Source organism: Allobosea sp. NPDC003192 (genome assembly GCF_050275675.1).
In the GTDB taxonomy this organism is placed as follows: Bacteria; Pseudomonadota; Alphaproteobacteria; order Rhizobiales; family Beijerinckiaceae; genus Allobosea.
In genome coordinates this window covers 78,375-102,223 of record NZ_JBNNPK010000002.1, presented here as the reverse complement: position 1 = coordinate 102,223, position 23,849 = coordinate 78,375, and the positions used below count along the sequence as shown (strand labels likewise).

Here is a 23,849-nt window from a genome sequence, read left to right as displayed (position 1 = left end):
CCCTAACCGCGATCCGGGCCCGGATCGGCCAAGTCGGGCGTGGCGTCCTTCGCTGCCGAGACCCACCCCCCGGTTCCGTCCTTGGCCTGCGCCGCCTGTCCGGCATCAGCCTTGGCCTCGCCAGCCGGCGTGCTGCCGAAGCCGTAGACCTGCATCGGCTTGTCGCGTCCCTTGACCGAGATCTTGTGCGGGACGGTGTCGCGATAGCTGCGGCCGGTCGCGCTCACCGTCTCGGCCGAGACGACGATGTCCGAGAGGAGCCGGCGCGTCGCCGCCTCGAGCTGGCTCGCGATCATCACGGTCTCGCCGACCGTGATCTCGCGCCGCCCCATGCTCTCGTTCTCGACCGCGCCGACGATCGCCTGGCCGCCATGGATGCCGATGCCGATACGCAGCGGCAATGGCAGGGCGTTGGCGTATTCGCGGTTGAGCGCTTCGACGGCACGGACCATGTCGCCCGCCGCCGCGATCGCCGCCACGCTCGCCCGTGCCGGCGTCGTCTCCAGCCCGAACACCGCCATCAGCCCGTCGCCATAGATCGCCTCGATCCGACCGCCATGGGCCGCGATCGCCTGGGACATCTCGTCATAGAAGCGGTTGAGCAGATTCATCAGCTCATGCGGCAGTTGCCGCTCGGACAGCGCAGTGAAGGCCCTGAGGTCCGCGACCATCACGGTGAGGCCCTTCTTGCCGATCCTGTCGTCGGGATCGATGGTGCCGCTCGGGCCGGCGCCGCGCTGCTTGGCGGCCAGCAGGATCTGAACCTGGAGGTCGCGCTTCGGCCTGATCTGGCAGGCGAGCCGGACATGGTCGCCGGCCGAGATCCGGCGCAGCAGCCGCGCCTCGTTCGGGCCGGGCGGCGGCAGATCGTCGGCGCCGTCGAGCACCAGAACGCGGCAGGTGGCGCAGCGCGCCCGCCCGCCGCAGAGCGCCGCATGGGGAATGCCGAAGCGGCGGAAGATCTCGAGCAGGGTCGGGCCCGGAACGACGCGGCGCACGCCGTGGCCGACGAAGCGCACGGCGATGGCGCCGAGCGCCCGCGCCCGGAGCTCGCGCAGCACGACGAAGCCGGCGAAGCCACCGATCAGGCCGAAGAAGGCGCGCTTGGCCCAGGTCACGTTCAGGTTGAACATGTCGACCTGCTGGGCCGTATAGAGTTCGGGCGGCAGCGCCATCATCTGCGCCTCGCGCCCGGCCACCGAAAAGCCGATCAGCGCCAGCAGCGGCACTAGGATCGCCGCTAGCAGGAACGGGTCGCGCCAGCGCGCATAGGCGTCGCGCGCCCGGAAGGTGAAATGCAGGCCGATCACGCCATGGGCCCAGACCAGCAGCAGCAGCAGGCTTTGCGACAGAGCGAGATTGGGCCAGAGCCGTCGCAGCACGGCGTGATAGCTCTCGTCCTGTCCGAACAGCACGCCCTGCACCCGCGTGCTGACGATATGGTCGATCAGCAGCAGCGGGATCGCGACGCCGAGCACGATCTGGATCACTTCGCGGCCGGGCATGCGGAAGGTGCGCCGCTGTGCGACGCGCAGCAGGGCGAAGACCGGGTGGACGATCAGCGAGCCGTAGAGCGCGACCGTACCGATCCAGCTGTGCCAGAACCAGTAGCGCCACTCCTGCGCCGCCTCCATCGCCGCGACGCCGAAGATGCCGAGCGCGTGGTTGAGAAAATGCGTGGTCGCGAAGACCATCAGGATGCAGCCGGAGGCGAAGCGCACATCGCGGCTCCAGGACGACATCTGGTCGAAGCCGGAGTTCACAGGCCTGCCTCCCGCTGGCGTGCTCGGAACCGCAGTCATCGGCGCACCCGCCGCTTCAATGTGTCTTCTCGCCATGCAGCACGGAGTCCGCCAGACGGTAGAGCCGTCCGGCGAGGTCGCGCGAAAGCGCGACCGAGAACTCCGGAATGTTGTCGAGCAGCTCGAAGAACAATGTCCGTGGCAACCGCAGCGCCACCACATCGGTCTTCGCCGTCGAACGGGCGGCATTGGTCTGATTGCAGAGCAGCGGCACGTCGCCGATGATGCTGCCGGTCGCGAGCCGGAACGTCTTCCGCCTCCCGTCCGAGAAATCGTGCGACAACTCGACCTCGCCCTCCAGCACGCAATAGACCTCTTCGGGCTTGTCGCCTTCCTCGGTGATGACGGTGCCCGCCGGGAAATAGAGCCGCTCGCCCATCAGCGCGAGCAGCTTCAGCCGCGGCCCCGGCAGCCCGCGGAACAGGGGGATCGATTTCAGGCAGCCTATATCGCTCTCGAGCGTCATGTCCTTGCCTCGATCGGAACCGCGCGGTTGCGGATCGGCAGCTCGTCCGCCTCGTCGGCGGATCCGCCCTTGCTGCTCACCCGGGCCACGGCTCCGTTGAATACGACCTTCTCATGGATATCGGCAGCCAGCCCCGGGTCGGTCAAGAGCAGGAAGGCCGTTCTGTCCTGGCAATACTCGCCGATTCGCCGGATCAAACTGCCGGGATCGGAACAGGTGACGGCGAAGGCGTCGAGATCGAGCACCAGGATGTCCGGTCGCTTGATCAACGCCTGTGCCAGCGGCACCATCAGCCGCAGTCGCAGCGGCAGATAGCGGCCGCGCAGGCCGACATCGGTGTTGAGCCCGAGACGATAGGCGGAGGAATCGAGCCCGGCGCGCGACAGCGCCGTCCGGGCGATCTCCGCCACTTTGCGCGCGGCATCGGGAACGCCGAAGCCGATGCGCCCGAACAGCAGGTTGTCGCGCACGCTCGCGCCATGGATGACGTCGGCCGGATCGTAGAACTCGATCTCGTCGGCCTTCTCGCCGGGCAGATAGGTCTTGAAGCTGTGCCGGGCCCGCAAGACCCTGCGCCGCAGGGCGATGTCAAGCAGATTGAGCCGGTGCTTGGGCTCGATATAGCCGAGCGCGAGCGCAACGAGCTCGCGCTGCACCGTCGGGTCGAGCGGGCTGCGCCGGTCGTGTCGTCGCAGTGCCTCGGCGAGCTCGCCGAGCTTCTCCAGATCGACCTCGCCGCCGAACGCGTAGCGCTCGAACAGGACATGGCCCTGCGGCAAGCCGGCGAAGATCTCGACCAGCGTCGAGGCGATGCGCCCGCCAATCTCGGCCAGCGGCTCTTCCAGCGCCTCGGCCTGCAGCACAGAGCGGGCATAGGCGTCATCGAGCAGGAAATCGGCTGGCTGGCGGCCATTACGCATCGCGCCGAAGACCAGGTTCTCGGCGATCGTCGCATTGGCGTTGTAGCGATCGAGGTCGAAGGTCTCGATCAGCCCGCCGAGCTTTCCCTTGGTCAGCTCGGCCGCCACGACCTTGCGAGCCTCGATGATACGCTCGGCAGCCCCTTCCGGCAGCGGAGCGATCACCTTGGCGTCGAGGCCGAGCTCATAGACCTCGTCGGCGCAGCCGAGCGTGTCGAGCACGGCGAGCATGCGCTGCTCCAGCGCCTCCTCCCCGTCGAGGCCCACCCCCTCATAGTCTGTCCAGTCGGCCACGAACGGCAGGGGCGTGTTGCCGGCGCGCAGCGCCTCGATGAAGCGGCGATGCTCCTCCTGGTCGATGGTCCTGTCCGGCTTCACCACAGGGCGCCTGCGCTTCAGCGGCAACAGGATGTTGTCACGCAGCGAGCCATTGATGATCTCGACCTCGGAACCGGCATAGCCGATGACGTGGCTGGCGCGCTCGACGCTGATTGCCGCGAGCGGCTCGCCATCGATCAGGACGCGCCCGCCATAGCTCATCGTCTGCCGACCGAGGATGCGGCCGAGCGTGTCGCGCCCGCTGCCGGCCGGCCCGATCAACGCGACCCGGCCGGGCCGCTGGAACGTCGTCATCAGCGGGGCGAGCAGCGGCTGACCGCGATTGTCGATCATCTCGACCTTGTCGAGCCTGATCTCGCCGCGCAGCGGCAGCGGCGCGATCTCGCCCTTTTCCTCAAGCGTCACCACCTCGCTCGGGCTGAACTGGGCGATCACCTGCTCGTATTTGATGGTGACGTCGTTGCGCTGCTGCTCCCAGTCGATCAGCTCCTTGATCGGCGGCGGCAGGTCGCGATAGGCCGCGATCACCGCGACCAGCTGGCCGATGTCGAGCCTGCCCTGCAGGGCGAAGAAGCCGCCGACCGCGTAGAAGAAGAAGGGCGTGACCTGCGCCATCAGGTTATTGAGGAATTTGACGGCGAATTTGCGCTTGTAGAGCGCATAGCGGATGTCGAACAGCGCACCCAGCCGCCCGGCAATGTCGGACTGGATATAGGTGGTCGCGCCGTTTCCCTGGATGGTCGGCCCGGCATCGACGATCTCGCCGATCCGCCCCGCGAGCTGGCGCGAGGCGATCTGGCGCTCGCGGCCGAGCCGGAGCTGCTCCTTGCGCAGGATCGGGATGATCACCGCCTGCATCAGCACGATGACCAGGGCGATCGAACCGAGCCAGACGCTCTGCATCATGATGAAGGCGAGAGCGGTCAGCGCCTGGCTGAGCAGGAAGGCCGGCTGGATGAAGGCGTCGCCGACGAAGCTGCCAATCGGCTCGACCTCGTCCTTGATCATGCTGGCGACCTCGGCCGGCTTGACCGAGCGGATATCCTCCGGCCGGAAGCGCATCAGCTGGCCGAACAGATCGTAGCGCATACGCCGGAGCATGCGCTCGCCGAGCACGCCCTTCTGCAGGTTGACGATGTATTTGAAGCCGCCATTGATCAGGACGAGAGCGAGAAAATAGAAGCTCAGCGTCAGCAGCAGGCCGAGCTGGTTGACCTTGAAGCCTTCGAAGAGCTGGACGCTGCCGCCGCCGAGGAACTCCGGCCAGTGCAATGTCCAGTCGAACACCGTCGCCGTCGTTCTGCCGTCCTTGAAGGCGCCGCCCTGGATGGCGTCGTTGACGATGCGCTTGGGGACGTCGAAGGACAACCAGTTGAACGGGATCGAGACGAGGATCACCAGCAGAACGATGATCTGCTCCCGGCGGCTCTTCTGCCAGACATAACGGAAGAGACTTCTCTCCAAGGGGCTTTCCCATCCCGAATCCGGCAGAGCGGACACTGCGCCGGTTCGCTCCCATATGTGGGCAGTTCACGACGGCGCGCAACACGCCGCGGGACTCGACAAGTCCGGCGATTTCAAGTTCGGTCGGGTGAGGCGACGCGTCGGGAGCGCTCGCCTTGTTGCAAGATCGTCATCGAGACGGGACAAGGACGACGGGACGGGAAGACGAACGCAGCACGTAGCGGCAAAAGCAAAGTTTCGGCGGCAAACGGATCCGGATGGCGGGATCGGCCGTTGCTCCGGCGATGCGAACATCAGGGGACGACGGCAGCGGCCGCAGATGAACATTCTCGAGATCAACGACCTGCGGATCGGCTTCACCATTCACGGCTTCGCTCGCGATGTCGTGAAGGGCGTCGACTTTCGGATTCCAGCCGGCAAGACCGTGGCGCTCGTCGGCGAGTCCGGTTCGGGCAAATCGGTGATCTCGCAGGCGATCATGGGCCTGCTGCCGCGCGCCGGCGCCGTCACCGGCGGAAGCATCCTGTTTCGCGATCCGCAGACGCCCGATGCGGTGATCGACATCGCCGCCCTGCCCGCCGAGGGCCAGGAGATCCGCGACCTGCGCGGCGGCCGGATCGGCATGATCTTCCAGGAGCCGATGTCCTCGCTCTCGCCGGTCCATACGATCGGCAACCAGATCGAGGAGGCGCTGCAGCTGCACCGGCCGATGCCGAAGCCGCAGGCGCGCGAGCTGATCGAGGCGATGCTGAAGCGGGTCGGCTTCAAGGACCCGGCCCGCGCCTACGACTTCTACTCCTTCGAGCTCTCCGGCGGCCTGCGCCAGCGCGCCATGCTCGCCATGGCGCTGATCTGCCAGCCCGCGCTGCTGATCGCCGACGAGCCGACCACGGCGCTCGACGTCACCATCCAGGCCCAGGTGCTCGACCTGATGCGCGATCTCCAGGCCGAGATGGGCATGGCGATCCTGCTGATCACCCATGATCTCGGCGTCGTCGCCAACATGGCCGATGAGGTCGTGGTGATCTATCATGGCGAGATCATGGAAAGCGGCCCGGCCGAGGACATCTTCCGCCGCCCGCAGCACCCCTATCTCAAGGCCCTGCTCAAGGCCTCGCCGCATTTCGACATGCAGGAGGGCGAAAGGCTGGTCGCCCTGCGCGAGGCGAGGCCGCGGACACCGGCGGCGCCGAAGCCGGCGCCGGCTCCTGCTTTGCAGAATGGCGACCAGCGGGCGCCGCTGCTCGCCGTGCGGAATGTCACCAAGACCTATACGACCCACTCCAGCCGCTTCTTCGGCAAGGGTACGACCTCGACCGTCACCGCCGTCAACGACGTCAGTTTCGACATCGAGCGCGGCGAGTGCCTCGGCCTGGTCGGCGAGAGCGGCTGCGGCAAGACCACGCTCAGCAAGGTGATCATGCGGGCGGTGACGCCCGATTCCGGCGAGATCCGCTTCGACGACGGCAAGGATTGCCTCGACATCCTCTCGCTGCAGGGCGAGGATTTGCGTGGCTTTCGCCCGAAGCTGCAGATGATCTTCCAGGACCCGGTCTCGTCGCTGTCGCCGCGGATGACCGTGATGAACATCCTGCGCGAGCCGCTCGTCATCCACGAGCGCGGCGGCGGCGCCGAGCAGAAGGCCCGGGTCAAGGCCCTGATGGACGATGTCGGGCTCGATCAGCGCTTCCTCTCGCGCTACCCGCACTCCTTCTCCGGCGGCCAGCGCCAGCGCATCGGCATCGCCCGGGCGCTCGCGCTCGATCCGGAACTGATCATCTGCGACGAGCCGGTCTCGGCGCTCGACGTTTCCGTCCAGGCGCAGATCCTCAACCTGCTCAAGGACCTGCAGGCCGAGCGCGGCCTGACCTTCCTGTTCATCTCGCATAATCTGGCGGTAGTGAACTACATGGCCGACCGCATCGCTGTGATGGCGAACGGCCGCATCGTCGAGCTCGCGCCGCGCCATACCCTGTTCACCGCGCCGGTCCACCCCTACACCAAGGCTCTGCTGAAATCGGTGCCCTTCGCCGATCTCGACCGCAAGCTCGACTTCAAGCTGGCGGCCCCCGGCGGCGCCTCCGACACGCGCCACTGGCCGGCCTCGTTCAAGCCCGATCCTGCCGGCGAGGCGCTCGCCCATCTCGATCTCGGCGCCGGACATCTCGTCCTCGCCAAGCCCGGCGCCGATGTCAGGGAGCTCGCCTGATGCGGATCGCACGCAGGAGCTTCCTGATCGGAACGGGCGCCGCATTGCTCGCGCCGCGGCTCGTCCGCGCCGGCGTCGAGACGCTGATCGACAGCCCGGCGTTCGCCGCCAAGGTCACGGCCGGCGAACTGCCACCGCTAGCCGAGCGCCTGCCGAAATCGCCGCGGCTGATCAATGTCGCCGCGATGGGGCGCGCGCCCGGCCGGCATGGTGGCAATATCCGCATGCTGATGGGCGACCAGCGCGACATCCGCATGATGACGATCTATGGCTACACCCGCCTCGTCGTCTACGATGACAAGCTCGAACTGGCGCCGGATCTGCTGGAGAGCTACGAGGTCGAGCGGGGCCGCGTCTTCACGCTGCGGCTGCGCGCCGGCCATCGCTGGTCGGACGGGCACCCCTTCACCGCCGAGGACTTCCGCTACTGGTGGGAGGACGTCGCCAACAACAAGCGGCTCTCGCCGGGCGGCCCGCCGCAGGCGATGCTGATCTCCGGCCAGCCCTGCCACTTCGAGATCCTCGACGAATTCACGTTGCGCTATAGCTGGACCGAGCCGAACCCGGTCTTCCTGCCGGCGCTGGCCGGCGCGCAGCCGCTCTACATCACCATGCCGGCGCATTACCTGAAGCAGTTCCACCAGCGCTATGCCGGCAAGGAGGAGCTTGAGCAGAAGGTCAAGAACGCCCGCGTCAAGGACTGGGGCTCGCTGCACGAGCGCTTCTCGCGCCAGTACCGGCCCGAGAATCCCGACCTGCCGACGCTCGACCCCTGGCGCAACACCACGGCGATCCCGGCCGAGCAGTTCAGCTTCGTCCGCAACCCCTATTTCCACCGGATCGACGAGAACGGCCGGCAACTGCCCTATGTCGACGAGGTCACCATGACCATCGGCAGCTCGGCCCTGATCCCGGCAAAAACCGCTGCCGGCGACGCCGACCTGCAGGCCCGCTATCTGCGCTTCGACAACTACACCTTCCTCAAGGACGCCGCGAAGCGGATGAACTTCGAGGTTCGCTTGTGGAAGCGGGGCGAAGGCGCCTGGTTCGCGCTGATGCCCAATCTCAACGCGATCGACCCGGTCTGGCGCGATCTGAACCGCGATGTGCGCTATCGCCGCGCGCTCTCGCTGGCGATCAACCGCCGCGACATCAACCGCGTCATCTTCTTCGGCCTCGCCAAGGAAAGCGGCAACACCGCGTTGCCCGAGAGCCCGCTCTATGACGAGACGCTGGCCGGGCTCTACATGACGCCCGATCTCGCCGAGGCCAACCGCCTGCTCGACCAGATCGGCCTCACCAAGCGCGACGGCGAGGGCATCCGCCATTTCCCGGACGGACGTCGCCTGGAATTCACCGTCGAGACCGCCGGCGCCTCGACCGAGGAGACCGACATCCTCGACCTGATCAAGCAGGATTTCGTCGCGATCGGCATCAAGATCCACCCGCGCTCGAGCCAGCTCGACGTCTTCCGCCGCCGCATCCTCGCCGGCCAGACGATCATGTCGGGCTGGACCGGCATGGACAATGCGCTGGTCGCGGCCGAAATGGAGCCCGACGCGCTGGCGCCGACCTCGCCGGCGCAGTTCAACTGGCCGCGCTGGGGGCAGTATCTCGAAAGCGGCGGCCGCGAGGGCGAGGCGCCCGACATTCCCGAGGCGAAGGAGCTCGTCGCGCTTTACAGGGCCTGGCGCCATTCGACGACGCATCAGGAGCGCCGCGAGATCTGGCAGACCATGCTGAGGATCAACGCCGAGCAGCTGTTCACGATCGGCGTGGTCAATGCCACGCTGCAGCCGATCGTGGTAGCGAAGTCGCTGCGCAACCTGCCGGAAAACGGTCTCTACAGCTTCGAGCCGGGCGCCTTCTTCGGCCGCTATATGCCGGACACGTTCTGGTTCGAGGGGAAGTAATCGTGCTGCTGAAGTACATCTTCAAGCGCATCCTGGTGATGATCCCGACGCTGTTCGTCACCAGCGTCCTGATCTTCACCGTGATCAATCTTCCCGAAGGCGACTATTTCGAGACGATGGTCGCCGAGATGCAGGCCCAGGGCGAGAAGGCGGACATGAGCCGCGTCGAGTTCCTCAAGAAGGAGTACGGGTTCGACAAGCCACCGCTCGAACGCTACTTCTGGTGGGCCACCGGCCTGCTCCGTGGCGACATGGGCTATTCCTTCGAGTACCAGCTTCCGGTGCGCGACGTCGTCGGCGACCGCCTGCTCCTGACGATGATCGTCTCCTTCTTCACCATCATCTTCACCTGGATCGTCGCCTTCCCGATCGGCATCTATTCAGCGACGCACCAGTACAGCTGGGGCGATTACGGCCTCACCTTCATCGGCCTGCTCGGCCTTGCCGTGCCGCATTTCCTGCTGGCGCTCATCTTCCTCTATTTCGCCAATATCTGGTTCGGCACCTCGATCGGCGGCCTGGTCGATCCGCAATATCTCAACCAGCCGATGAGCTGGGCAAAGTTCAAGTCGGTGCTGGAGCATCTCTGGATCCCGGTGATCATCATCGGCGCCGGCGGTACTGCCGGCATGATCCGCAAGCTGCGCGCCAACCTGCTCGACGAGCTGCAGAAGCAGTATTACGTCACCGCCCGCGCCAAGGGGCTGCCGCCGGGCAAGGCGCTGCGCAAATACCCGCTGCGCATGGCGCTCAACTTCTTCATCTCGGATATCGGCGACATCCTGCCATCGATCGTCTCCGGCGCCGAGATCGTCGCGATCGTCCTCTCGCTGCAGACCACCGGCCCGCTGCTGATCCGAGCCTTGCAGAGCCAGGACATGTATCTCGCCGGCTCCTTCCTGATGTTCCTGTCCTTCCTGACCGTGATCGGCGTGCTGATCTCCGACATCGCGCTCGCGCTCCTCGATCCACGCATCCGCCTGCAGGGGACGGCGACCAAGTGACGACGCCTTCCGCCCCGCCACCGTCCGAGCCGCTGCCGCATCGCTGGTCGACCGCGCCGTTCGAGCCCTATGCGATCGAGAAGATGTCGCCCGAGCAGGAACGGGTCTATCTTGCGCCGCAATGGAAGCTGATGTGGTGGAAGTTCCGCAAGCACAAGCTCGCGGTGATCTCCGGCGTCGTCATCCTCCTGATGTATCTGTCGGTCGCGATCTGCGAATTCCTCGCGCCCTATCATTACACGACGCGCAACACCGACTTCATCCGTGCCCCGCGCCAGGAGCTGCATCTCTTCCACGAGGGCAGCTTCGTCGGGCCCTTCGTCTACCCGTATACCCAGCGCCTCAACATGGAGAACCTGAAGCGCGAATACGACGTGGACGAGAGCAAGCCGCAGAAGCTGCGCTTCTTCTGCCGCGGCGATTCCTACGAGTTCTGGGGCCTCATCCCCGGCAACCTCCATCTGGTCTGCCCACCTGAAGGCGGCACGCTCTATCTGCTCGGCACCGACCGGCTCGGCCGCGATATGCTCTCGCGCATCCTCTATGGCGGGCGGATCTCGCTCACCATCGGCTTGCTCGGCGTCAGCGTCTCCTTCGTGCTCGGCATCATCATCGGCGGCATCGCCGGCTACTATGGCGGCAAGGTCGATCTGATCGTCCAGCGCATCATCGAGATCGTGCAATCGCTGCCGCATATCCCGCTCTGGCTGGCGCTCGGCGCGATCATGCCGCCATCCTGGAGTCCGCTGCTGGTCTATTTCGGCATCACCGTGATCCTCGGCCTGATGGACTGGACCGGGCTGGCGCGCGCCGTGCGCTCGAAACTGCTGGCGCTGCGCGAGGAGGACTATGTCGTCGCCGCCCAGCTGATGGGCGCCAAGCCGGCCCGCATCATCGGCCTGCATCTTGTGCCCGGCTTCATGAGCCATCTCATCGCCGCGGCGACGATCACCATCCCCAAGACCATTCTGGGCGAGACCGCGCTCTCCTTCCTCGGCCTCGGCCTGCGGCCTCCGATCACCAGTTGGGGCGTGATGCTGAACGAGGCGCAGAACATCAACGTCGTCGCGCTCTACCCTTGGCTGCTCTACCCCTGCGTTCCGGTCATCGTGATCATCCTCGCCTTCAACTTCCTCGGCGACGGCCTGCGCGACGCGGCCGATCCGTATCGCTGAGGCCCGCTCGCCCCATCGCAAACCAGTCGTGAAGATCGCCTTCCACACGCCGCTGAACCGCTATGGCGACGGTGCTCCCTCGGGCGACCGGCTGATGGCGCGCCAGCTGGTAACGCTGCTGGAAAGCCTCGGCCACGCCGTCGCGATCGTCCCCGCCGAACGCAGCTTCATGCGCCAGCCCGATCCGGCGCTGCTCGCGGCTCACAAGGGCGTCGCACGGGGCGTGATCGCCTCCCTGACGGAACGCTGGCGGGCGCCGGAGGCTCGACCCGACCTCATCTTCACCTATCACTGCCATTATCGCGCGCCGGATCTGATCGGCCCTGCCCTCGCCGAGCGCTTTGACCTGCCCTATCTCGTCGCCGAGGCCAGCGATGCGCAGAAGCGCTTCGACGGGCCTTGGGCCGAGGCCGCCGCCCTCGCCCGCACCGCGATCCTGCGCGCCGATCTGCATCTGTGCATGACCCGACGCGACCGCGAAGGCCTGAGCCGGCTCATCCCGGAGCCGGACCGCATAGTCGAGCTGCCCCCCTTCCTGCTCGGCGTCGACAAGATTCCTGAGCGTACCGCCGCACTTCGTGCAGACGAAGAACCTGTCCGGCTGATCGCCGTCGCAATGATGCGTCAGGGCAACAAGGCCGCCTGCTACCACTTCCTCGCCCGCACGCTGGCCCGTATCGCCGACCTGCCATGGACGCTGACCCTGATCGGCGACGGACCAGAACGTGCCGCCGTCGAGGATGCCTTCGCAGGTTTCTCGCCTGGCCGGGTCAGCTTCCTCGGGAAACAGGCTCGCGCCGACATCCTCGGCCAACTCACGACGCACGACCTCTTCGTCTGGCCCGGCCTGAACGAGGCCTATGGCGTGGTCTATCTCGAAGCGCAGGCGGCGGGGCTCCCCGTCGCGGCGCTGGACAGCGGCGGCGTGCCTGCCGTGGTCGCGCGCGACCGCACCGCCCTGCTCGCGCCTCATGGCGACGACGACGCGCTGGCGGAGACCATCGCTCGTCTGATCGGCGATCCCGCACTGCGCGTCGGCATGGGCGCGGCCGCCCGGAGCTTTGCCCGCGGGGAGCGCAATGGCGACAGCGCGCGCATGATCCTCGCCGAGGCGCTGGACGCCGCCATCGCCCGGCATGATCGCAGGACCTCGGAGGTGATACCGTGACCGAGGAAGCCGCCTGGGCCGCCCTGCTCGCCGAGCTCGATCGCTGGGCGGAAGCCGGCAGGCGCCTCGAGCTCTGGCTGCGCGACGACGACGCGACCGTGCCCAGCGACCAGCTCGACCGGCTCGTCGCTCTCGCCGAGCGCTTCGCGGTCCCGGTCCTGCTGGCCTCGATCCCGATGCTGGCGCAGGAGGCGCTGGCGCGGCGGCTCGAAACCGCGCCGCTTCTGCGGCCCTGCCAGCATGGTTCCTGGCATCGCAACCATGCGCCGGCGGGCGAAAAGAAGAGCGAATTCGGCCTGCATCGGCCGCTCCCAGACATCCTCGCCGAGATCGCCATAGGCCAGCAGCGCCTGCGCCAGCTGTTCGGCGATGCTGTCCTTCCCGTCTTCGTGCCGCCATGGAACCGCATTCATCCGGATGTCGCGGCGGAGCTTCCAGGGCTCGGCTTCGCCGGCCTGTCCTGCTTTCGCAACTTCGGGCTCGGTCCCGCCAGCGGCCCACGCCTAGTCAACACCGATCTCGACCTCATCGACTGGCATCATGGCCGTGTCGGACGGCAGCCCGCCGACCTCCTGGCCGAGATGGTTGGACTGCTCGCCGAGAACCAGGCGAAGCCCGAGCCAGGCCAACCTTTCGGCCTGCTGCTGCACCATCACGATCACGACAGCACCACGTGGAGCTTCCTCACGAATCTGCTGTCACGGCTGTCCGGTCATGCAGCCGTCGCATTCTCCGGTCCCGATACGCTCTTCGGCGCGACAACCTACTCGGCAATGGGCTTGGATTGACGCGCCGGCAGCGCTATGGTTTTGGCCAGTTCGGGTGCGTTCTTGCGTCCCCCGAAGGCCATCTGACCTTCAAGCAGAGGACGCGACGGACGCATGGGGCTCAGTCTGATCGACGATAGCGGGGTGCGCCGCCCGCCATGCAGCCCGCATGCACCGCGCGTCCTGATCTATAGCCACGACACCTTCGGTCTCGGCCATATCCGCCGCTGCCGGGCGATCGCCAATTCGCTCGTCGCGAGCTACCCTCATATATCAGTGATCATCGTCTCCGGCTCGTCGATGATCTCGAGCTTCCAGTTCGGCGACGGCGTCGACTATGTCCGCATCCCCGGCATCGAGAAGCAGAGCGACGGCCGCTATCTGCCGCATCATCTCAACCTCGAGCTCGCCGACACGATCCGGCTGCGCACCGACCTGATCAAGCAGACGGTGCTCTCCTTCGACCCGGACATCGTCATCGTCGACAAGGAGCCGATCGGCCTGCGCGGCGAGCTCATCCCCTCGCTCGAGATCCTGCGCCGGCGCGGTGCCCGTATCGTGCTCGGCCTGCGCGACGTGCTCGACGAACCGACCAAGCTGCACGAGGAATGGCGCCAGAGCGGTGCGCTCGACGTGCTCGCCAATACCTATGACGACATCTGGGTCTACGGGCTCGACAGCATCTACCGGCCGCTCGACGGCTTGCCGAACCAGCATCTCTTCGCCGACAAGATCCGCTATACCGGCTATCTCAAGCGCGCCGTGCCCTCGCCGATGCCGCCGAACCGGCATCCGCGCATCACCAAGGGCCCATTCATCCTGGTGACGCCTGGCGGCGGCGGCGACGGCGCCGGTGTGATCGACTGGGTGATCTCTGCCTATGAGGCCGATCCGACCATCGAATTGCCGGCGCTGATCGTCTTCGGCCCGTTCATGTCGCGCGAGAAGCGCAAGGAGTTCACCGAGCGCATAGCCAAGCTGCCGAAGCTGGAGAGCATCGGCTTCGAGCCGCGCCTCGAACTCCTGATGAACCGCGCTCACTGCGTCGTCGCCATGGGTGGCTACAACACCTTTTGCGAAATCCTCTCCTTCGACAAGCCGGCGCTGATCGTGCCGCGCGTCCGGCCGCGCCTTGAGCAGGCGATCCGGGCCGAGCGCGCCGACAGCCTGCGCCTGATCGACGTGCTGTTCGACCCGACCCAGACAGGCGCCAGCACGCGCGACCCGATGCAAATGGCCAAGGCGCTGCACGCGCTGCCCAAGCGCCTGCCGCCCTCGCAAGCCTTCCTGCCGGACCTGCTCGATGGGCTGCCGGCGATCAATCGCGCCCTCGCCGACGATCTCTCGCTGCCGGTCCGCGGGCGGGCGCTGGCGCAGAACGCCGCCGCTGGCTGATCAGAAAAGGCGACTCTGCCGCTCCATTACGCGCAAGGCGCGATGGACACCGCTGGCGAAGCTCATAATATATCAGGAGCTTTGCCGGGAGACATCGCCATGACGCAGGTCCTGTTCCGCAATTTCGCGATGCTGGAGCCCGATCACGGCGAGCTGCGCAAGGGCCATGAGCTGCTCGTCGAAGGCGAGCTGATCCGCGAAGTCTCGGACAAGTCGATCAAGGCCGACAAGGCTGATGTGATCGATTGCGGCGGGCGCACTTTGATGCCCGGCCTGATCGACAGCCATGTCCATGTCATGCTGTCGGAAGTCTCGATTCCCCTGCTGGAGAAGGTGCCGCTGACGCTGGCCACCGCCCGCGCCGCACGCTTGATGAAGGGCATGATCGACCGCGGCTTCACCTCGGTGCGCGATACCGGCGGCGCCGACTGGGGCATCAAGGAAGCGGTCGAGAAGGGCGATGTCCCCGGCCCTCGCCTGTTCATCGCCGGCGCCGCGATCGGCCCGACCGGCGGCCATAGCGATCCGCGCCGGCGCACCGATTTCGGCTCGCGCTGCCATTGCTGCAACGCCATGGCCTATTCGATGAACATCTCCGACGGCGTCTCCTCCGTCATCAAGTCGACGCGCGAGCAGATGCGGTTAGGCGCCGACCACATCAAGATCATGATGTCCGGCGGCGTCGCAAGCCCTTACGACCCGCTCGACTCCATGCAGTTCACGGTCGAGGAGGTCACCGCCGCCGTCACCGAGGCCAAGGCCTTCGGCCGCTATGTCTGCGCCCATGCCTATACGCCCGAAGCGATCACTCGCGCCGCGCAATGCGGCGTGCGCGCCATCGAGCATGGCAATCTGATCGACGACGCCTCAGCCAAGCTGATGGCGCAGAACAACATGTTCCTGACCGCCAATCTCGTCGCCTACTATGCGATGCGGGAACGTGCCGCCGAGTTCGGCATGAATGCCGACATGCTGGCCAAGAACGACCTCGTCATCGATGGCGGCCTGAAATCCCTCGAGATCTGCAAGCGCGCCGGCGTGCCGGTCGCCTATGGCTCCGACCTGCTCGGCCAGCTCCAGGTCGACCAGTCGCGCGAATTCCTGCTGCGCCGCGAGGTGCTGTCGCCGATCGAGATCATCCGCTCGGCCACCTCGGTCGGCGCGCAATTGCTGCGCATGGAAGGCAAGCTCGGCACGCTACGTGCAGGGGCCTATGCCGACATCATCCTGGTCGACGGCGATCCGCTGAAGAGCCTGGAGCTGTTCCAGGATCAGGGCGCGAAGCTGCCCGTGATCATGAAGGGTGGCGCGTTCCACAAGAATACGCTCCACTGAGAGCGGGTAGCTGGTTATGAAGAGGGCAGCAATTTGAGCGTCGCGCGACCCAGCCTGGGACGTCTCGCGCTGAACGGCGCCGCCACGCTCTCGCTCGGCTTCATCCTGATGCCGCTGTTCTTCGTCGTCTGGCTCGCCTTCTTCCGCCAGGAAATCCCGTCCTTCCCGCCGGAGGGCTATTCGCTCAAGTGGTTCCAGGCGGCGGCGAACAACAAGCCCTTCGTCGACGGCTTCATCCTCAGCCTGCAGGTCGGGGTGCTCGCGACCCTGATCGGGCTCCTGCTCGGTGTGCCGGCCAGCCTCGCTTTGATGCGCCATCGCATCGCGCTCGGCCCTGCGATCAATACCCTGCTGCTGCTGCCGCTGGTGATGCCCGGCATCGTGCTCGGCACCTCGCTCTACGTCTTCCAGATCGAGACCGAGATCAATACGGGCCTGCCGGTACTGGGCTCGCTCGGCGGCCTCGTCGCGGCCCATAGCCTCGTCGTCATCCCCTGGGTGGTGAAGCTCGTCACCGCCAGCCTCGCCGGCTTCGATCGCACCATCGAGGAAGCCGCGCAGAATCTCGGCGCCGGCCCCTGGACGACCTTTCGCCGCATCACCCTGCCGAGCATCAGGCCGGGCCTCGTCGCCGGCTCGCTCTTCGGCTTCGTCACCTCCTTCGGCAATCTCGAGATGAGCCTGTTCCTGGTCGGGCCCGGCCGAACGACCCTGCCGATCGCGATCCTGCAATACCTCGAATGGAAGATCGATCCGACGGTCGCCGCCGCCTCGGTCATCCAGATCGTCCTGATCGGAGCGGCGATGATCGTCACAGACCGTTACGTCAAGCTGAGCCGGGTGGTCTGATGGCCAGATTGTCGATCAGCCACCTGCGCAAGGTCTATGGCGAGTTCACCGCCGTCGACGATTGCAGCATCGACATCGCCGAGGGCGAGTTCCTCGTCCTGCTCGGCCCCTCCGGCTGCGGCAAGACCACGACCCTGCGCATGGTCGCCGGCTTCATCCAGCCGACCGCCGGCAAGATCACCATCGGCGAGCGCGACGTCACCAATCTGCCGCCCTGGAAGCGCAATTGCGGCCTGGTCTTCCAGTCCTATGCGCTCTTCCCGCATATGACGGTCGCCGAGAACGTCGCCTTCGGCCTGGAGATGCGCAAGATCGCGCCGGCCGACCGCGCGCCGCGGGTTACCGAGGCCTTGCGGCTCGTCCGCCTGACCGGCCTCGACGAGCGCTATCCGCGCCAGCTCTCCGGCGGCCAGCAGCAGCGCGTCGCGCTCGCTCGCGCCCTCGCCATGGAACCGGACGTGCTGCTGCTCGACGAGCCGCTCTCCAATCTCGACGCCAAGCTCCGGCAGGAAGTCCGCGTCGAGATCCGCGACCTGCAGCGCAAGCTCGGCTTGACCACGATCATGGTCACGCACGATCAGGAAGAGGCCCTCACCATGGCCGACCGGCTGGTGGTGATGGAGAAGGGCAAGGTCCGCCAGATCGGCTCGCAGCGCGAGCTCTACGAGAAGCCGGCCGACCGCTTCGTCGCCGGCTTCATCGGCCGCAGCGCCTTTCTCGAAGGCGAAGCGACCGGCGGGCGCTTCCGCAGTGAGGGAGGCCTCGACATCAATTGCAAGGCAGCCACGACCGGCCCGGCGACGCTGGCGCTCCGGCCCGAGCGCCTCGCCATCGGCACGGACGCTGCGGCCTGCGCCAACCGCTTCCCGGCGCGGGTCGAGCACGTCTCCTATCTCGGTGCATTGCTCGACATCGACGTCCGGCTGAGCGAGCAGGATCGCATCCTGCTGCAGGTACCCAACCGCCCGGGCGCGGCCGAACCGAAGCCGGGCGACATGATCACGATAGGCTGGGCCGAAGACGCCGGGCTCGTCTATCCGCGCGAGCCCTGAACCAGCTCGACGGGCGTCCAACAGGGGAACGAACATGAAAAAGATCGACAGACGCGATGTCCTGAAGGGCTTGGCCGGTGCAGCGGTTGCTATGCCTGCGCTCGGTGGCGCCGCGCAGGCACAATCCGGCGGCAAGGTCGTGGTCGGCACCTGGGGCGGCGACTATGCCCGCCTGCTGACGAAGAACATCGAGGACCCGCTGCTGAAGCCCAAGGGCCTCGAAGTGGTGCAGGATCAGGCCGGCGACGCGCCGCGCCGCGCCAAGATGGTGGCCGAGCGCCGCCTGCCGCGCGGCACGGTCGACATCCAGGGCTTCTCGGCAGCCAACATGTTCGAGATGAACGAGGCGGGAGTCACCGAGCCGCTCGACTACGCCAAGATCCCGAACGCCAAGAACCTGTTGCCAACGATGAAGTATCCGTACGGCATCGGGCACATCTATTCCGGCAACGTCGTCATCTACAATCCCAAGCTGATCAGCCCGGCCCCGACCGGCTTCAAGGACTGGCTCGATCCGAAATGGGGCAACAAGATCGGCTTCATCGACATCCAGTACCAGGCGATCATGATCGCCGCCTCGATGGCCGCCACCAACGGCGCCAGCATGAACGACATCGACAAGGCCAAGGAGGTCCTGCTCGCGGTCAAGAAGGCCGGCGCGCGCGTCTACCCGACCAACGAGGCCTTCGCCCAAGCGATGAAGAACGAGGAAGTCGGCATCAGCGCGATCTGGAAGGCGCGCGTGGTGCAATGGCAGAACGCCGGCATCCCCTGCGAGGCCGTCTCCCCGGTCGAGGGCATCCCGGCTTATGTCTCCGGCTTCGTCATCGCCAAGAACGCGCCCAACAAGGAGAACGCCTACGCCTATATGAACGCGATGCTGGCCAAGGAGCCGCAGGAGGCCTTCGCGGTCGACATGGGCTATAACGGCACCGTCTCCGGCCTCTCCGTCGCACCCGACCTGCAAAAGCGTATCGGCTTCACCCCGGACGAGGAGAAGCGCATCAAGGATCTCGACTACGCCTTCCTCGCCAAGAACGACTCCGCGATGAAGGAATGGTGGGACAAGGTGTTCAAGGGGTGAGCGCAGCTCCCGAACCAGTCGCGGGTGCACGCACCAGCCTTGCCGGGATGCTTGTCGTCCCGGCAACGATCTTCGTCGCGATCGGGCTGATCGGCCCGATCGCGATCCTGTTCCGCTACTCGCTCAACCAGTTCATTCCCGGCCAGTTCATGGTCGACGGGCTGACGATCGAGAACTACGTCAAGTTCTTCACCGACGCCTTCTATCTCAACGTGCTCTGGCGGACCGTCCGCGTCGCGGTGATCTGCACCGTCGTCTGTTTGGTCATGGGCTTCCCGCTCGCCTATGTGCTGGCGCGCACCGAGAGCCGCTTCAAGAACCTCCTGATCATGCTGGTGGTGCTGCCGCTCTTCGTCGGCAACGCCGTGCGCGCCGCCGGCTGGATGACAGCTTTCGGCAGCAAGGGGGCGCTCAATGCCTCGCTGATGGGCCTGGGGGTCATCGACCAGCCGCTCGAGATCATGTTCACCGAGACCGCCGTGATCATCGGCATCATCGCGGTCAACCTGCCCTTCATGGTGCTGACGCTGCAGAGTGTGATCGAGGGCATCAATCGCAATGTCGAGGAGGCCGCCTTCAGCCTCGGCGCCGGCCCGGCCGCGATGTTCGCCCGCGTGCTCTGGCCGCTCGCCATGCCCGGCATCCTCGCCGGCACGATCCTGACCTTCATCCTGGCGATGAACGCCTATGCCACCCCGGTCCTGCTCGGCGGCCCGAAATTCCAGACCATGGGCCCGCTGGTCTACGGCCAGTTTGCCCAGCAGAACAACTGGCCCTTCGGCGGCGCCATCTCCTTCATCCTGATGACGGCGACGCTGCTGCTCACCATCGCCGCCAATCTGATCGTGCAGCGGCGCTATCGCTAGCCTGGCTGTTCTCCACGGCTGTGGCGCTTCGCCGCCACGGCCATGCTGGTCAACCGCCCCCGCGAGGATTAAAGCACGGCGATGAACGTCTCCTCCGCCATCGTCCCGATCGCTGTCGGTGCCGTCGCCGTCGTGCTGCTGCTCGGCCTGGTCAACATGCTGCGCGGCGGCAGCTCCAACACCTCGCAGAAGCTGATGCGGCTACGCGTGGTGCTGCAATTCGTCGCGATCCTGGTGATCCTCGGCGTGCTCTGGTGGCGCTCTGGCTGATCGTTCCGCGGTGCGTAAGGCTGGCGTCGTCACATTGCGGCCACCACTCTCTGCGCCTCTCTAACCTTTAAAACCTCCGCCGAAAGCCCAACTCACCGCCATGGTTCGCGTCGCGTCGCTGTTCGTTGCCTTCTCGGTCCTGTCTGCGCCCGCGCTGGCGCAGGGCGACCGCGGCGGCACCCGCGCGCTCGGCTACGCCCCCGCCACGGAAGCGCCCGCCCCGGCCTGGGAAGCACGCTTCGGATTGGGTGCTGCCAATCCCGGCGGGCGCGAGAGCGGCCTTGTGAACTTCGGCGGTGAGATCCTGACGCCACGCATCGCCACGCTGAACGACCGCTTCGCCAACGCCTTCGTGCCGCGCTTCCATCTCGGCTCCAGCCTCAACGTCAACGGCACGCAATACGCCTATGCCGGCGCGACCTGGACCTTCGACGTCTCGCAATCGGTCTTCCTCGAGGCCAGCCTCGGCGCTGCCGTCAACAACGGCAAGACCGGCGCCGTCATCCCCGAGAACCGCCTGAATGTCGGCTGCAATACCGGCGCGCGCAGCGCCGCCGCCCTCGGCTTCCGCCTCAGCGATCGCTGGAGCCTGATCGCGACGCTGGAGCATTTCAGCACGACCGGCTGCTCGGACAATCCGCTCGCCAATGCCGGCAATCCGCGCGGCCCCTCGAATTTCGGCGCCCGCCTCGGCTATACGTTCTAGAAGCAATTCCAGCAGAAGTGTGCAGCGGTTCCGCGTCCGGAATTGCGTAGCAAGAAACGGCCGGTCGCTCGAGCCGGCCTTCCCGGGAGGCGGCACAATGAAGCTGCATGGCTATTTCCGCAGTTCCGCCGCCTGGCGCGTGCGCATCGCGCTCAATCTCAAGGGCGTCGACGTCGAGCACGTCTCGCACCATCTGCGCCATGGCGAGCAGCGCGACCCCGCCTATCTCGCCCTCAACCCGCAGGGGCTGGTGCCGACGCTGGAGCTCGACGATGGCACAGTGCTGACCCAGTCGCTCGCCATCATCGAATGGGTCGACGAGACCCGCCCGGACCCGGCGCTGCTGCCGAAGGAGCCCTTGGAGCGGGCCAAGGTCCGCGCCTTCGCCCAGGCGATCGCCTGCGACACCCATCCGGTCCAGAATCTGAAAGTGCTCAACCGGCTGCGCGAGCTCGGCCATGACGGTGCGGTGGCGCTGGCCTGGGCAGCCGGTGTCAATGTCGACGGGCTATCAGCCTGCGAGCGGCTCGCGGCGAACAATCCCGGTCCCTTCTGCTTCGGCTCTGAACCCAGCCTCGCCGACATCTGCCTCATGCCGCAGCTCGGCAACGCCCGGCGCTTCAAGGTCGATGTCGCGCAATTTCCGCGACTGTTGCAGGCAGAAGCGGCCGCGATGGAACTCGCCGCCTTCCGCGATGCGGCACCCGATCGTCAGGCCGACGCCGAGTAGCGGCGCTCACCAGCGCCGATACGGCCACGGCCCCCAATAAGACCCATAGAAGCCGGACGCCTCCAGCCTTGCCCGCCGGCCAGCCGAACGGTCGAGATCGACTTCCAGCAGGCAATTGGCGAAGCTCTCCGCTCCCGGTTTGAATCCGTAGGAACGGCAGCGCGCTTCATCGGCGCTGCGCTGCTCAGCCGCCGTCATGCAGCCGCCGAGGGCAGCTGCCAGCCCCAATGCGATGAGCCAGGTCGCACGCATCGTCAGATCCTCCAGGCCGTGCGGGATTCGCTGGGATTATGCCATGAAAGCGGCGCTTTGACGCTAGTTCTCACGGGCGGCCTGTAACGACCTTCTGTTTTTGAGGCTTTTGCTGCTTTTCAGAGCGAGGAGGCGAGCCGCCCGACTTCCGCCAGCACGGCTTCGCGCTCGGGGAAGGCTGCAGACGATTCCGCATAATAGGCCGTGACAACCAGTGGTGCTCGGCCGGGCGGCCAGATCACGCCGATATCGTTCGTCGCATTGTTGTTGCCGGTCCCGGTCTTCTCGCCGATGCGCCAGCCCTTCGGCACGCCGGCCCGCAAGCGCTTGTCGCCGGTCTTGTTGGCGACCAGCCAGGCCGTCAGCTGCTGGCGCGACGCCGGCGACAATGCACCGCCGAGCACAATCTGGCGCAGCACGCCGGTCATGGCAACCGGCGTCGTCGTATCGCGCGGATCGCCGGTCCTGGCCTCATTGAGCTCCGGCTCGCGCCGGTCGAGCCGCGACGCCTCGTCGCCGAGCGAGCGCATATAGTCCGTGAGCCCCTTCGAACCGCCGAACGAGTCCAGCAGGAGATTGCCGGCGGTGTTGTCGCTCAGTGTGACCGCCGCATCGCAGAGCTCGGCCACGGTCAGGCCCTTCTCAACATGTTTCTCGGTCACCGGCGAATAGGTGATGAGATCGGCCTTGCTGTAGCTGACACGCCGTTCGAGCTCCTCCTCGCCGCGGTCGACCCGCGCCAGTGCAAACGCAGCTGCGACGAATTTGAACGTGCTGCACATGGCGAAGCGTTCCTCGCCGCGGTGGGCGACGATGCGGCCAGTGCCGCTGTCGAGGATGGCGACGCCGAGCCGCCCGCCATGCTTACGATCGAGCGCGAACAGCGCTTCGCGCACCTTGTCTTCGCGTTCCTGCGCCAAAGCAGGCAGGCCGCCCAGCATGGGCGCGGCCATCAGGGAGCCGATCAGCAGCTCTCGGCGTCGGATCATCGGTTGTCTCCATGCGCCAGCCATCGCTCACGAGCGGCATGCCGGCGCGGGAAGCGGAAATCGGTTCTGGTGGGGACGCCGCGTTCCACGCAGTGGGGGCGATGCCCGCCGCTGTTCTCGCCGCGGGCTTGCCTAATCGCAAACGATGATATCTTGACGGAGCCATTAGATTTCCTAAGGCTCGTTCATGCTCCGACCGCATCTGCCGCTGAACGCATTGCGCGCCTTCGAAGCCTCGGCCCGCCATCTCAGCTTCACCAAGGCTGCGATCGAGCTCTGCGTCACCCAGGCCGCGATCAGCCATCAGGTGAAGGGGCTGGAGGAACGGCTCGGCGTCGAGCTCTTTCGCCGCCTGCCGCGCGGCCTTGCCCTGACCGATGAAGGCCGCAGCCTGCTGCCGACGCTGCGCGACAGCTTCGACCGCATCGCCGGGCTGCTCGAGCGCTTCGAAATCGGGCGCCCTGTCGAGGTGTTGAATGTCGGCGCGGTCGGCACCTTCACGCTCGGCTGGCTGCTGCCGCGCCTGGCCGGCTTCCGCCAGGCCCATCCGCAGATCGACCTCAGGCTCACCACCAACAACAACCGCGTCGACCTCGCGGCCGAGGGGCTCGACTATGCCTTGCGATTCGGCGACGGCGCCTGGCACGGCACGGCGGCACTGCGCCTGTTCGAGGCGCCGATGGCTCCCGTCTGCGCGCCAGGCACGGCAAGCGTCCTGAGGCGCCCGTCCGATCTCGCCGAACAGGTCCTGCTGCGCTCCTATCGCGCCGATGAATGGAAACTGTGGAGCGAAGCGGCCGGGATCGAGCTGTTGCAGGCGCGCGGACCGGTCTTCGACACCTCGATCGCCCTGGCCGAGGTCGCAGCCGCCGGCGAAGGCGTCGCCCTCGTGCCGGCGCTGCTGTTCTCGCGCTATTTCGACGATGGCAGGCTGGTCCGCCCCTTTCCCATCGCGGTCTCGCTCGGCAGCTACTGGCTGACCTGGCTGCAATCGCGTTCGTTGACGCCGGCCATGCTGGCCTTCCGCGACTGGCTGACGGATGAAAGCCGCAAAGAGGCCGCACCACCAGCGGACTGACCCGCCATAAGCAAAA

General features: G+C 66.4%; 21 protein-coding genes. 16 read left to right on the top strand and 5 right to left on the bottom strand.

Going from position 1 to position 23,849, the window contains the following annotated elements:
- Nucleotides 1-2: 2 nt before the first annotated feature.
- From ACQKLX_RS03205 to ACQKLX_RS03195, 3 genes are read right to left on the bottom strand one after another with little or no spacing between them, the layout of a single operon-like run.
- Nucleotides 3-1,763 (bottom strand): adenylate/guanylate cyclase domain-containing protein, encoded by a 1,761-nt coding sequence (locus tag ACQKLX_RS03205; RefSeq protein WP_427359444.1) that lies wholly within the window; start codon nucleotides 1,761-1,763, stop codon nucleotides 3-5.
- Between the two features lie 55 nt (nucleotides 1,764-1,818).
- On the bottom strand, nucleotides 1,819-2,268 hold the full coding sequence (locus ACQKLX_RS03200) for a cyclic nucleotide-binding domain-containing protein (RefSeq protein ID WP_057189760.1): 450 nt from the start codon (nucleotides 2,266-2,268) through the stop codon (nucleotides 1,819-1,821).
- The gene (locus tag ACQKLX_RS03195; protein WP_427359442.1) at nucleotides 2,265-4,991 is read right to left on the bottom strand and encodes an ABC transporter transmembrane domain-containing protein; all 2,727 of its coding nucleotides are present in this window, start codon (nucleotides 4,989-4,991) and stop codon (nucleotides 2,265-2,267) included. The genes ACQKLX_RS03200 and ACQKLX_RS03195 overlap by 4 nt, the downstream gene beginning before the upstream one ends.
- A 319-nt stretch (nucleotides 4,992-5,310) precedes the next feature.
- Between ACQKLX_RS03195 and ACQKLX_RS03190 the strand changes: the two genes are divergently transcribed.
- From ACQKLX_RS03190 to maiA, 15 genes are all read left to right on the top strand, one after another.
- On the top strand, nucleotides 5,311-7,200 hold the full coding sequence (locus ACQKLX_RS03190) for an ABC transporter ATP-binding protein (RefSeq protein WP_427359440.1): 1,890 nt from the start codon (nucleotides 5,311-5,313) through the stop codon (nucleotides 7,198-7,200).
- On the top strand, nucleotides 7,200-9,113 hold the full coding sequence (locus ACQKLX_RS03185) for an ABC transporter substrate-binding protein (RefSeq protein WP_427359438.1): 1,914 nt from the start codon (nucleotides 7,200-7,202) through the stop codon (nucleotides 9,111-9,113). The genes ACQKLX_RS03190 and ACQKLX_RS03185 overlap by 1 nt, the downstream gene beginning before the upstream one ends.
- A gap of 5 nt (nucleotides 9,114-9,118) precedes the next feature.
- Nucleotides 9,119-10,117, top strand: a complete 999-nt coding sequence (locus ACQKLX_RS03180; RefSeq protein ID WP_427360085.1) for an ABC transporter permease — start codon at nucleotides 9,119-9,121, stop codon at nucleotides 10,115-10,117.
- On the top strand, nucleotides 10,114-11,292 hold the full coding sequence (locus ACQKLX_RS03175) for an ABC transporter permease (RefSeq protein WP_427359436.1): 1,179 nt from the start codon (nucleotides 10,114-10,116) through the stop codon (nucleotides 11,290-11,292). Before ACQKLX_RS03180 ends, ACQKLX_RS03175 begins: the two co-directional genes overlap by 4 nt.
- 28 nt (nucleotides 11,293-11,320) lie before the next feature.
- Complete coding sequence (locus tag ACQKLX_RS03170; protein ID WP_427359434.1) at nucleotides 11,321-12,460, top strand: glycosyltransferase family 4 protein; 1,140 nt, start codon at nucleotides 11,321-11,323, stop codon at nucleotides 12,458-12,460.
- Nucleotides 12,457-13,248, top strand: coding sequence for a polysaccharide deacetylase family protein (locus tag ACQKLX_RS03165; protein WP_427359433.1), 792 nt, complete (start codon nucleotides 12,457-12,459; stop codon nucleotides 13,246-13,248). Before ACQKLX_RS03170 ends, ACQKLX_RS03165 begins: the two co-directional genes overlap by 4 nt.
- A gap of 93 nt (nucleotides 13,249-13,341) precedes the next feature.
- Nucleotides 13,342-14,622, top strand: coding sequence for a glycosyltransferase family protein (locus tag ACQKLX_RS03160; RefSeq protein WP_427359431.1), 1,281 nt, complete (start codon nucleotides 13,342-13,344; stop codon nucleotides 14,620-14,622).
- Nucleotides 14,623-14,721: 99 nt separating this feature from the next.
- Nucleotides 14,722-15,957 carry a metal-dependent hydrolase family protein gene (locus ACQKLX_RS03155; RefSeq protein WP_427359430.1) on the top strand — a complete coding sequence of 412 codons (1,236 nt, stop codon included), beginning with the start codon at nucleotides 14,722-14,724 and terminating at the stop codon, nucleotides 15,955-15,957.
- A gap of 33 nt (nucleotides 15,958-15,990) precedes the next feature.
- Nucleotides 15,991-16,806, top strand: coding sequence for an ABC transporter permease (locus ACQKLX_RS03150; RefSeq protein WP_427359428.1), 816 nt, complete (start codon nucleotides 15,991-15,993; stop codon nucleotides 16,804-16,806).
- On the top strand, nucleotides 16,806-17,858 hold the full coding sequence (locus ACQKLX_RS03145; protein ID WP_427359427.1) for an ABC transporter ATP-binding protein: 1,053 nt from the start codon (nucleotides 16,806-16,808) through the stop codon (nucleotides 17,856-17,858). The genes ACQKLX_RS03150 and ACQKLX_RS03145 overlap by 1 nt, the downstream gene beginning before the upstream one ends.
- 34 nt (nucleotides 17,859-17,892) lie before the next feature.
- Nucleotides 17,893-18,942, top strand: coding sequence for an ABC transporter substrate-binding protein (locus ACQKLX_RS03140; protein WP_427359425.1), 1,050 nt, complete (start codon nucleotides 17,893-17,895; stop codon nucleotides 18,940-18,942).
- Nucleotides 18,939-19,808: an ABC transporter permease gene (locus ACQKLX_RS03135; protein WP_427359424.1), complete on the top strand. Its 870-nt coding sequence runs from the start codon at nucleotides 18,939-18,941 to the stop codon at nucleotides 19,806-19,808. Before ACQKLX_RS03140 ends, ACQKLX_RS03135 begins: the two co-directional genes overlap by 4 nt.
- Before the next feature lie 81 nt (nucleotides 19,809-19,889).
- Nucleotides 19,890-20,078, top strand: coding sequence for a twin transmembrane helix small protein (locus tag ACQKLX_RS03130; RefSeq protein ID WP_427359422.1), 189 nt, complete (start codon nucleotides 19,890-19,892; stop codon nucleotides 20,076-20,078).
- Nucleotides 20,079-20,178: 100 nt separating this feature from the next.
- Nucleotides 20,179-20,784 (top strand): acyloxyacyl hydrolase, encoded by a 606-nt coding sequence (locus ACQKLX_RS03125; RefSeq protein ID WP_427359420.1) that lies wholly within the window; start codon nucleotides 20,179-20,181, stop codon nucleotides 20,782-20,784.
- Nucleotides 20,785-20,881: 97 nt separating this feature from the next.
- Nucleotides 20,882-21,514: a maleylacetoacetate isomerase gene (gene maiA, locus ACQKLX_RS03120; RefSeq protein ID WP_427359418.1), complete on the top strand. Its 633-nt coding sequence runs from the start codon at nucleotides 20,882-20,884 to the stop codon at nucleotides 21,512-21,514.
- Nucleotides 21,515-21,520: 6 nt separating this feature from the next.
- On the opposite strand, the gene ACQKLX_RS03115 is transcribed toward maiA, so the two are convergent.
- On the bottom strand, nucleotides 21,521-21,766 hold the full coding sequence (locus ACQKLX_RS03115; RefSeq protein WP_427359417.1) for a hypothetical protein: 246 nt from the start codon (nucleotides 21,764-21,766) through the stop codon (nucleotides 21,521-21,523).
- Between the two features lie 119 nt (nucleotides 21,767-21,885).
- Nucleotides 21,886-22,755, bottom strand: coding sequence for a class A beta-lactamase (gene bla / locus ACQKLX_RS03110; RefSeq protein ID WP_427359415.1), 870 nt, complete (start codon nucleotides 22,753-22,755; stop codon nucleotides 21,886-21,888).
- A 187-nt stretch (nucleotides 22,756-22,942) separates the two neighbouring features.
- Here bla and ACQKLX_RS03105 point away from each other — a divergent pair, with 187 nt between their 5' ends.
- Nucleotides 22,943-23,833, top strand: coding sequence for a LysR substrate-binding domain-containing protein (locus ACQKLX_RS03105; RefSeq protein WP_427359413.1), 891 nt, complete (start codon nucleotides 22,943-22,945; stop codon nucleotides 23,831-23,833).
- Nucleotides 23,834-23,849 lie beyond the last annotated feature (16 nt).